At 72.2% G+C, this 9,441-nt stretch carries 10 protein-coding genes; 4 read left to right on the top strand and 6 right to left on the bottom strand.

Going from position 1 to position 9,441, the window contains the following annotated elements; genetic code table 11:
* Together ACOJSN_RS25010 and ACOJSN_RS25005 are read right to left on the bottom strand one after the other, a co-directional pair.
* A partial coding sequence (locus tag ACOJSN_RS25010; RefSeq protein WP_420115196.1) for an ATP-binding cassette domain-containing protein occupies positions 1 to 298 on the bottom strand: 298 nt, incomplete at its 3' end.
* A gap of 87 nt (positions 299 to 385) precedes the next feature.
* A complete protein-coding gene (locus ACOJSN_RS25005) occupies positions 386 to 1,141 on the bottom strand; it encodes a hypothetical protein (protein WP_420115195.1) in 756 nt (251 codons plus the stop codon).
* 124 nt (positions 1,142 to 1,265) lie between these two features.
* Here ACOJSN_RS25005 and ACOJSN_RS25000 point away from each other — a divergent pair, with 124 nt between their 5' ends.
* The 3 genes from ACOJSN_RS25000 (at position 1,266) to ACOJSN_RS24990 (ending at position 2,761) form a co-directional block, all read left to right on the top strand.
* Positions 1,266 to 1,784, top strand: a complete 519-nt coding sequence (locus ACOJSN_RS25000) for an rRNA adenine N-6-methyltransferase family protein (RefSeq protein WP_420115194.1) — start codon at positions 1,266 to 1,268, stop codon at positions 1,782 to 1,784.
* 138 nt (positions 1,785 to 1,922) lie between these two features.
* Entirely contained in the window at positions 1,923 to 2,267 is a 345-nt protein-coding gene (locus ACOJSN_RS24995) for a PadR family transcriptional regulator (protein WP_420115193.1), read from the top strand.
* Positions 2,264 to 2,761, top strand: coding sequence for an HAAS signaling domain-containing protein (locus ACOJSN_RS24990; protein ID WP_420115192.1), 498 nt, complete (start codon positions 2,264 to 2,266; stop codon positions 2,759 to 2,761). The genes ACOJSN_RS24995 and ACOJSN_RS24990 overlap by 4 nt, the downstream gene beginning before the upstream one ends.
* A gap of 104 nt (positions 2,762 to 2,865) precedes the next feature.
* On the opposite strand, the gene ACOJSN_RS24985 is transcribed toward ACOJSN_RS24990, so the two are convergent.
* From ACOJSN_RS24985 to ACOJSN_RS24975, 3 genes are read right to left on the bottom strand one after another with little or no spacing between them, the layout of a single operon-like run.
* Complete coding sequence (locus tag ACOJSN_RS24985; RefSeq protein WP_420115191.1) at positions 2,866 to 4,533, bottom strand: glycoside hydrolase family 3 N-terminal domain-containing protein; 1,668 nt, start codon at positions 4,531 to 4,533, stop codon at positions 2,866 to 2,868.
* On the bottom strand, positions 4,533 to 5,600 hold the full coding sequence (gene tsaD, locus ACOJSN_RS24980) for a tRNA (adenosine(37)-N6)-threonylcarbamoyltransferase complex transferase subunit TsaD (RefSeq protein WP_420115190.1): 1,068 nt from the start codon (positions 5,598 to 5,600) through the stop codon (positions 4,533 to 4,535). Before tsaD ends, ACOJSN_RS24985 begins: the two co-directional genes overlap by 1 nt.
* Positions 5,601 to 5,609: 9 nt before the next feature.
* Positions 5,610 to 6,476: a sulfurtransferase gene (locus tag ACOJSN_RS24975; RefSeq protein WP_420115189.1), complete on the bottom strand. Its 867-nt coding sequence runs from the start codon at positions 6,474 to 6,476 to the stop codon at positions 5,610 to 5,612.
* 63 nt (positions 6,477 to 6,539) lie between these two features.
* Between ACOJSN_RS24975 and ACOJSN_RS24970 the strand changes: the two genes are divergently transcribed.
* Complete coding sequence (locus tag ACOJSN_RS24970; RefSeq protein ID WP_420115188.1) at positions 6,540 to 7,322, top strand: SH3 domain-containing protein; 783 nt, start codon at positions 6,540 to 6,542, stop codon at positions 7,320 to 7,322.
* A gap of 100 nt (positions 7,323 to 7,422) precedes the next feature.
* Here ACOJSN_RS24970 and ACOJSN_RS24965 read toward each other — a convergent pair.
* Positions 7,423 to 9,441 (bottom strand): alpha-mannosidase (locus ACOJSN_RS24965; protein ID WP_420115187.1); only part of this gene is annotated, 2,019 nt, incomplete at its 5' end.

Genomic DNA, 9,441 nt, shown 5'->3' with positions numbered 1-9,441 from the left:
TCACGGTGATCTTCGGCTGCAGCTTGCTCTCCTGCAGCTGGATCCCGAGCACCCGGACGATCGCATCCCTGTCGGACCACGGGTCGATCCCGTGCACGCGGACCCGCCCGGCGTCGCCCACACGCAACCCGGCGATCGACTCGACCGTGGTGGTCTTGCCGGCACCGTTGGGTCCGAGGATCCCGAAGATCTCGCCCTGCTCGACGGCGAAGCTCACCTCGTCGACGGCGACCTTGCTTCCGTATCTCTTGTGCAGCCCCTCGACCACCACGGCCGGGCTGCCCTCACTCGATCTCATGCCCTCCAGCATCGAGATCGGGCCGCGTCACCACATCGCGCAGGTGGATCCGGCCGGGTCAACCGATCGGTTGATGGCGCCGCTGGATCAGCGCTTCTTCTTGGGCTCCTGGGGGTGCTGGGCGTCGACCTCGCGGGAGGCGCGAACGCCGCGGATGCCGACCCACACCAGCACAGCGATCCCGAGAATCACCAGCACGAAGCCCATCATCGCGAGCACGGGATTGCCGTCGGTGCCGGCGCCGAGCGCGAGCAGCGGCAGAAACGCGCCGAGCCCGACCGCTGCTGCGACCGTGCCGATCGCCTTCTGGGTGGTGGTCCACAGCGGCGAGATCCAGAGCAGGATCGCCCCGACGATCAGCGCCAGCGCGGGCAGCAGGAACATCAGGAAGAAACCGCCCAGCGCCATGAGGAGCAGCACCACGAACGGCAACCACCGGCGCGTCATCGACGGCCGCGGCGGCTGCTCCTCCGGCCAGTCCATCGCCGGGATGCTCGAGAGGTCGAAGTTCCGGACCGGCTTCGGCGCCGGCTTGTTGTCGAACACGCGTGGCCGGGTGGTCGTGGCCGAGTCGCTGGTGCCCGACGGCGCAGCCACCTCGGTCTGCGTGGTCGCCGGCGCGGGCCGCGGCACCGCGCGGTCGGCCACCTCCTCCACGGAGCCGATGCTCTCGAGGATGGTCGCCATGTCGCCGTCCGTGGGCTCGCGACCGAGATCGGCGACGGCACTGTCGATGCGCTCGCGGACGCCGTCGATCACCTCGATCCGTTGCAGCGCAGTCAAGGGGCGCAGCAGCCCGCCGAGGTCGTCAAGGTAGGCGGCACGGCGCTCCGACGCGTTCACTTCGAGGTCTCCTCCGGCGAGATCAGACCGACGGCGGCCCTGGCCGGCACGTATTTATCGTGCGTGCGTCGGTCGGACAAGCCTACGGTCACTTCCATGGCACTCATGACCGTGATGGTGCGTCGTGTCCGGGAATCGCCGCGGATCACGACGCCAGTGGGGCTGGCATCCGCTCCACGCTGACTGGGCAGCACGCATCGTCGAGCGCGCCGGCGTGCGCCGCGGCGACCTCGTGCTCGACCTCGGCGCCGGCGACGGCGCGCTCACCGCTCCGCTCGTGCAGGCCGGCGCGCGCGTGCTCGCGGTGGAGCTGCACGACGGCAGGGCTGCGGCGCTGCGCGACCGCTTCGCCGACGCCGACGTCACCGTGCTCCCCCTCGACCTGGCCGACCTGCGCCTGCCCACCCGGCCGTTCCGGGTGGTCGCCAACCCGCCGTTCGGCGGCTCCGGCGACCTCGTGCGCACGCTGATGGCGAGCCGCTCACTGCTGACTGCCGACCTGGTGCTGCAGCGCGCCGCCGCACGCCGCGGGGCCGAGCGCGGCCGCGTCAAGCGGCGCCACCTGCACCTGGGTCTCGCCCTCCCCCGCACCGCGTTCCGCCCGCCGCCCCGCGTCGACGCGGCCATCCTCCAGATCCGGTAACAACCCCGTCCCCGCTCGGCCCCGCCGAGCAGGGAGTTCTGCCCGGTATGGGCCGTGATACCGGGTTAAACCTCCTGTTCGACACATGTGCGATAGCCAGTAGTTGACATCGCCAACTAGTTGGCATAGCGTGCATGCATGGGCACGTTCGAGCGGGACCCGCAACTCCTCAAGGGGGTGTTGCCGATGCTGGTGATCGGACTGCTGGGCACGGCGGAGTCGTACGGCTATGAACTGGTGACACGGCTGCGTGAGGCAGGGCTCGAGGGCATCGCACCGGGCACCGTCTACCCCACGCTCACCCGGCTGGAGCGCGAGGGCAAGCTGACCTCCCGCCTGGTCCCCTCGCAGTCTGGCCCCGCCCGCAAGTACTACCGACCGACGCCCGCCGGCGAGGCGCACGTCCGCGACGCGCTCGCTGCCTGGGGAGACCTGGGCCGGGTCGTCGCCACGATCACCTCGCAACGAGAGGGGACCTCATGAGCACGCTGCCGTTGACCGACCGGCTCCGCCGCTGGAGCTACCTGCAGGATGTGGAGCTGTGGCTCGACCCGATGCCCGGGCACCGGCGCCGCGAGGTCATCCGCGAGCTGCGGACCAACCTCGCCGATGCCGCCGCCGATGTGGGCATGACGAACGCGATCGAGGACCTCGGCAAACCGCGCGACCTCGCGCGCGAGTTCGTCAAGGCCGAGCCGCGGAGGCGGCCCTCCTGGAGCCTCGGGGTGATCGGCGCGGGCGCCGTGCTGCTCGTGGCGATGCTGGCCGGACTCGCCTACGCGTTCGGGATGTCGGACTCCCTGCTGGACACGGGCGGCGGCAGCGCCGAGGGCGCGTTCCTCGGGATCCGAGTGCTCGCCGTCGGCACCGAGAGCGAGCTCTCGTGGACCTGGAGCGGCTGGTCCTGGCCGATCACGATCGTCGCCGTCATCGCGTTCCTCGTGGCGTCCTCGGCGTGGCGCCTTCTCCGCCGCTGACGGCGCCGTTGCCCTCGCCGCCGAGCGCGCGGTATGTGCCGCTCCCACGCTGAGAGCAGCAGTTTCTGCGCGGTCGGCACGCCTGAGCGACACCGACCACGCAGTCAGGCGCAGGCCGAGGCAGGCAGATCGCCGACGGCGACCGGCAGCGTCCCGGGTGCACTCGCCTCTCCCGTGAGCACCTGGGCGAGGGCCGCCATGGTCGTGGCGTCGGTGCTGTAGGCCGCGATCAGGGTGTCGGCAGGTGAGTCGGCCAGCGGGTACGGGGAGTCGAGGGCGATCGCGACGTCCGCGGAGGCAGCGCCGTCGGATCCCGAGACGAGCAGCCGGACGTCGGTGTCGGCCTCCTGCTCGAGCGGGACCACCTCCAGCCCCGCCTCCTGCGCCGCGTCGGCGAACGCGTTCCAGGCATCCGCGGTGCCACCGCGCACGTGGATCCGCGGGCCCGCGAGCGCACCCGAGCACTCGCCCGCGACCACCGTGATCGCCGCGGCCTCGAGCGCCGCCACGGCCGAACCGGCCGCACCCACGTCATCGGCACCGACGTCCGCCTCGTCCGCAAGCTCGGCCTGCCAGCGCACCAGGGCGATCACCCGGCCGGCGGCCTCCGTGAGCCGGTCGCGATCGAGTGAGCCGTCCTCGAGCGCGGCGAGGATGCCGTCACGGGCGGCCCGCACGTCACCGGGGCTCAGCAGCAGATCCGCTCCGGCGTTCAGCGCCTCGACCGCGATCTCGGCGTCGCTGTGCGTCACCGTCAGCGCGCCCATATCGAGCCCGTCGGTCACGGCCACGCCGGTGAACCCGAGCTCGTCCCGCAGGTACTCGTACGCCGCGGGCGACAGGGATGCAGGCACACCCTCGTCCCAGTCGGTGACCGCGATGTGCCCCACCATCACCATCGGCGCCCCGGCGTCGACACCCGCCGCGAACGGGACGAGATCGCCCGAGGCGAGCTCCGCCGTCGAGGTGTCGAGGACCGGGAGACTCTCGTGGGAGTCGACGTTGAGGCTGCCGTGACCGGGGAAGTGCTTGAGGCTCGTGAGCACGCCGCCAGCCGCGAAACCGGCGAGCGCGGCCACCACCGTGTCCGCCACAAGGTCCGGGTCCGAGCCTGCGGAACGGGTCCCGATCGTGACGTCGGAGGGTCCGACCGTGACGTCGGCGTCCGGCGCGAAGTCCATCGTGATGCCGCTCGCGAGCAGCTCCCGCCCCATCGCCTCGTACGCGGCGGAGACCACGTCGGGTGAGCCCGAGGCGGCCCCCGCCACCTGGAACGGCGGGAACGTGGTCCACGGACCCGACTCCCCCGAGAGCCGCTGTACGATGCCGCCCTCGTTGTCCACCGAGACGATGCCGGGCCAGTCACGGGTCTCGGCGACCGCCTCCTGAACACCATCGGCGGTCGCGACCACCTGCTCGAACGAGCTCACGTTCTCGGAGAACAGGATCACGCCCGCGAGGCCGAGCTCGGAGACCAGCTCGGCGGGGATCGCAGGGTCGGTCCCGCCGTAACGGGCGATCAACACCTGCCCGGCGGCCTCCTCGTCGCTGAGGTCGGCCGCATCGGCCATCGCCTGCTCGAGGTCCGCCTCGGTGGGACCCCAGGGCAGGGTGGGCTCCGCCGTCGGGCTGGGTTCCTCGCTCGGGGTGCTCGACGGTGAAGGCGAGGTCGAGGGCGTCGGCTCACCACCGCCGTCGGGTGCGGTGCACCCGGCCAGAGCGAGCAGGCCGACCAGGGCGAGGACGAGAGCGTGGACCAGGGAACGTCGCATCAGGCGGCCGCCTCTGCAGCGCCCATCACCACCTGGACCAGGGGCATCTGGGAGTCGATCGTGAAGTCGAGCGGCGAGGCGGGCAGGCCCGCCTCGACCACGGCGGAGCCCAGCGCCGCGATCATCGCGCCGTTGTCGGTGCAGTAGCGGATCGGGGGGATGCGCAGCTCGATACCGGCGGCCTCGAAGCGCTCGGCGGCGAGCCCGCGCAGCCGCGAGTTGGCGGAGAACCCACCCCCGACGACGACGGTGCTCACCTCGTTGAGCTCGCACGCGCGCAAGGTCTTGGTGACCAGCACGTCGGCGACGGCCTCGGAGAAGGAGGCGGCGACGTCGGCCACCGGGACCTCTTCGCCGCGGTCCTCGAAGCCCTCCACCACGCGCGCGACCGCGGTCTTCAGGCCCGAGAACGAGAAGTCATACGGGTGGAGCTGGAGGTCCTTGGGGCGGGACAGGCCCCGCGGGAACGCGAAGGCGGCGGGGTCGCCCTCGGTCGCGGCGCGGTCCACGTGCGGGCCACCGGGGTAGGGCAGTCCGAGCAGGCGGCCGACCTTGTCGAACGCCTCGCCGGCGGCGTCGTCGAGGGTCTGGCCGAGCTCGACCACGTCCGTGGCGATGTTGCCCACGCGCAGCAGCGAGGAGTGGCCGCCGGAGACCACCAGGCCGAGGAACCGCTCCGGGAACGGGCCGTGCACCAGCGCGTCCACGGCCACGTGGCCGATCACGTGGTTGACGCCGTGCAGCGGCACCCCGAGCCCCAGCGCGAGCGCCTTCGCGGAGGCGACCCCGACCGCGAGCGACCCGCTCAGACCGGGGCCGGCAGCAACGGCGATCGCGTCGACGTCCTCGAGCTCCACGTCCGCCTGCTCCAGCGCGGCCTCGAGCGTGGGACCGAACGCCTCCAGGTGCGCGCGCGAGGCGACCTCCGGCACGATCCCGCCGAACCGGGCGTGATCGTCCATCGAGGACGCGGTGACATCGGCGAGCAGGTCGAGGCCCCGGACCAGGGCGACCCCGGTCTCGTCGCAGGTGCTCTCGATCCCCAGGACCAGCGGTGCATGAGACACCCCAGCACCCTACGCTTCGGGGCGCTCGATCCCGGTCGCGACCGGGCGGGCGGTGTCGGCCGACCATTGTGACCACGAGCCCGGGTACAGCGCGGCGTGCACGCCGATCGCCTCGAGCGCCGCGATCTCGTGCGTGGCGGTGACTCCGGAGCCGCAGTACACCGCGACCTCGGTCTGCTGCTGCACCCCGACGGCCGAGAACTCCTGCGCCAGCTCCTCATCGGTCTTGAACGTCTGGTCCTCGTGGAGGATGTCGGCGTTCGGCAGGCTCACCGCTCCGGGGACGTGCCCGGCGCGCGAGTCCATCGGCTCGACCTCACCGGTGTAGCGCTCGCCGGCCCGGGCGTCGATGAGCACCCCGCGGCCGGGGAGGCCGGCGACATCATCGGCCTCGGCGACCGGCATGTGCCCGGGCGTGAGCTCCACCGTGCCCGGCGCGACCTGCACGGCGCCGTCCTCGAGCAGGCCGCCGTTCCCGATCCAGGCCTGCAGCCCGCCGTCGAGGATGCGCACGTCGGCGAGCCCGCCCCAGCGCAGCAGCCACCAGGCGCGCGCGGCGGAGGTGCCGCCGGAGTCGTCGTACACGACCACCGGGTCGCCGTCGTCGATCCCCCACCGGCGGGCCGCGGCCTGCAGCTCTTCGATGTCCGGGAGCGGGTGCCGGCCTCCCTCGGTGCTCGGCGGCGAGGAGAGATCGTGATCGAGGTCCACGAACATCGCACCGGGCAGGTGGCCGAGGCTGTAGGCGCGGTGCCCGTCGGGGTCAGCGAGCGACCAGCGGACGTCGAGCAGCACCAACCGCTTGTCCTCCACGAGCAGCGCGCGCAGCTCCTCAGCGTCCACGAGCACCGCCTTGCGCAGGCTCTCCTCAGGCATGCTGCCCCCTTCCGATCGAGTCACACTCCGCGAGCCATCGTAGTTCCGGCGTAGGTTGTCGCCATGCAGCGAGCACGCGCCCTCACCGCCGCCACCGCGGCCGCGCTCCTCTGTGCCCTGGTGGGCTCGTGCGACCTCGCCACCGACCCGAGCCCTGATCCCAGCACCACCACGGCCGAGCCACCATCGGATCCCGCGCCCACCGAGGACGAGGTGGAGGATGCAGACGCGACCGAGGACCCCACCGAGACGCCGCCGACCCCGCCCGCCGAGGAAGACCTGCCCGGCACCGCCCTCGACGGCTACCCCGAGGCCGGCACCCGACTGCTGATCGTGGGCGTCGAGGCACAGGAGATCCTCAACCTGCGCCTCGGCCCGGGCATCGACTTCGACTCGATCGCCCGCCTGCCGCCCGACTCCCCGCTCACCGCCACGGGCCGCAACCGCGACCTCGGCGGCAGCGCCGGGATCTGGTTCCAGGTCCGCGCGGGCGACGACGTCGGCTGGGTGATCTCCCGGTTCGTGGCCGAGCCGGGCGCGGTCCGGGATGTCACCGACCGGTTCGACCCGCCGCCCACCGCCGAGACCCGCGGCGACATGATCGATGCCGTGGTGCAGGAGTGGGACCAGACCGGCACGGCCACCGCGATCGTGGTCTTCGGCCCGATCGTGGTGGACGAGTCCCTGCAGGCGCGCGTGGACGTGCTCGCACCCGGCGACGACTCCGTGCTCGGCGCCCGCCTGTTCCTCGTTGCGGACGCCGACGACGACGGCTTCACCCTCACGCGCGTCACCGCCACCCAGCTCTGTGCGCGCGGCGTGGCCGGCACCGGCGACTGCGCCTGATTCTCAGGCGCTCTCCCAAAAGGGCACAAGCGTGACGAGAGGGCACGGCAGGCCGCTCCCTCTGGGCAGGCTTGTGCCCTTTCGGCGCTGAAGGAGCGGGTCAGCCGCGGGCGAAGCGGAGCGTCACCACCTGGAACGGGCGCAGCTGGAGCTGCACCTCACCACCCGAGACGGCCGCGATGGCCGACGGCGCCACCTGGCTCTCGCTCGTCAGCTCACGTTCGTGGAGGTCGGTCTCGAGCACGCCGGTGACGTCGAAGGAGGTGGTGAGCACCGCCGTCGAGCGGGCGCCGTGCGGCTCGTAGAGCCGGACCACGACATCCCCGCTGCCGTCCTGGGCGAGCTTGACCGCCTCGACGATCCCGCCGTCGAGGGTGACCAGCGGCTCCACGGGCGAACCCGTGACCTCCCGCAGCGGCAGGTTGGCGGCATAGCCGGCGGCCACGGCCTCCGCCACACCCGCGCCGGGCAGGAGCGTGAACGCGAAGCGGTGGCTGCCGTGATCGGTGCGCGGGTCGGGGTAGCTCGGCCCGCGCAGCAGGCTGGCGCGCAGCAGGTGAAAGGTGCCGCCCCCCTCGCGCGCGTGCCGGGTGAGGTCGTGCCCGTACGTGGCCTCGTTCGCCAGCGCGACGCCGTACCCCGGCTCAGCCACGTGCAGCCACCGGTGCGCGTACACCTCGAACCGGTAGAAGTCCCAGCTCGTGTTGGTGTGCGTGGGCCGCGTGAGGTGGCCCATCTGCAGCTCGTAACGGGCGTGGTCGGTGTGCACGTCCACGGGGAACGCGAGCTTGAGGAACTTGTCCTTCGCGGCCCACTCCACCTCGACCCCGACGTGCACGCCGGGCTCGTCGGCCCTGAGCGTCACGGTCTGCGCCACCGGGCGCCCGTCGAGCGTGCGGCGCACGGTCACGGTCGCCGAGGTCGCGTCAGAGGAGGTCTCGATCGCGTCGGCGGCCGCGAGGTCCACCACGTTGTTGCGGTAGAACGGGTCCACGTCCCAGGCGTCCCACGCGTTCGGGAAGTCCTGGTGCAGCTGCAGCAGGTTCCCGCGCTGCCCTGGCGGCACCACCTCACGCTCGGCCACCTTGTCCCAGATGCTCGAGATGAGGCCGTCGGCATCGATCGTGACCTTGAGGGTCTCGTGCTCGAGCACGTGACCCGCCTCGCTCTGCGAGATCTCGACGGCGGCGCTCACCTCCACGGCGACCGCGCCTCCCAGCGCGGGCACCCCGGCCCGGGCCAGCGGCCCGGCGTTGAAGACGACCGTCTCCTCGCCATCGCCGGCGAGCAACTGCTGGCACTCGGCGATGATCGCGCGCAGGCGTTCCTGCACCTGGGCGTGCTCGGCGAGCATGTCGCGGTACACCCAGGAGATCGAGCTGCCGGGCAGGATGTCGTGGAACTGCCCGAGCAGCACCGTGCGCCACATCTCGCGCAGGTCCGCGGCCGGGTAGGTGTAGTCGGTGCGCACGGCGGCGGTGGTGGCCCACAGCTCGGCCTCGCGCAGCAGGTGCTCGCCCTCGCGGTTCGCCCGCTTGATGCGCGCCTGCGTGGTGTAGGTGGCGCGGTGCAGCTCCAGGTACAGCTCCCCCACCCACACCGGCGGGTCGGCGTACTCGGCCTCGGCGGTCTCGAAGTAGTCGCGCGGGGTCGTCACCGTGACACGGGGCGAGCCCTCTAGATCCTGGGTGCGCTGCGCCTGGGCGAGCATCTCTCGGGTGGGTCCGCCACCGCCGTCGCCGTAGCCGAACGGCACGAGCGAGGTGCCCGAGGCGCCCTTGTCGCGGAAGTTGGTGGCCGCGTGGTGCAGCTCGCGACCGGACAGGTCGGAGTTGTAGGTGTCCACGGGCGGGAAGTGGGTGAAGATGCGCGACCCGTCGATGCCCTCCCAGTGGAAGGAGTGATGCGGGAAGTCGTCCACCTGGTTCCAGGAGATCTTCTGGGTGAGGAACCAGCGGGCGCCCGCGAGCTTGGCGAGCTGCGGCAGCGCCCCGGAGTACCCGAAGGAGTCCGGCAGCCACACCTCCAGCGCCTCGTGCCCGAACGTGTCCGCGACGTACCGCTTGCCGAGCACCATCTGCCGGACCAGCGACTCCCCCGTCGGCAGCACGCCGTCGGC

The organism is Pseudactinotalea sp. (assembly GCF_048594945.1).
Lineage (GTDB): Bacteria > Actinomycetota > Actinomycetes > Actinomycetales > Beutenbergiaceae > Pseudactinotalea.
The sequence above is the reverse complement of the archived record's forward strand: the minus strand, read 5'-3'. Positions and strand labels throughout refer to the sequence as shown.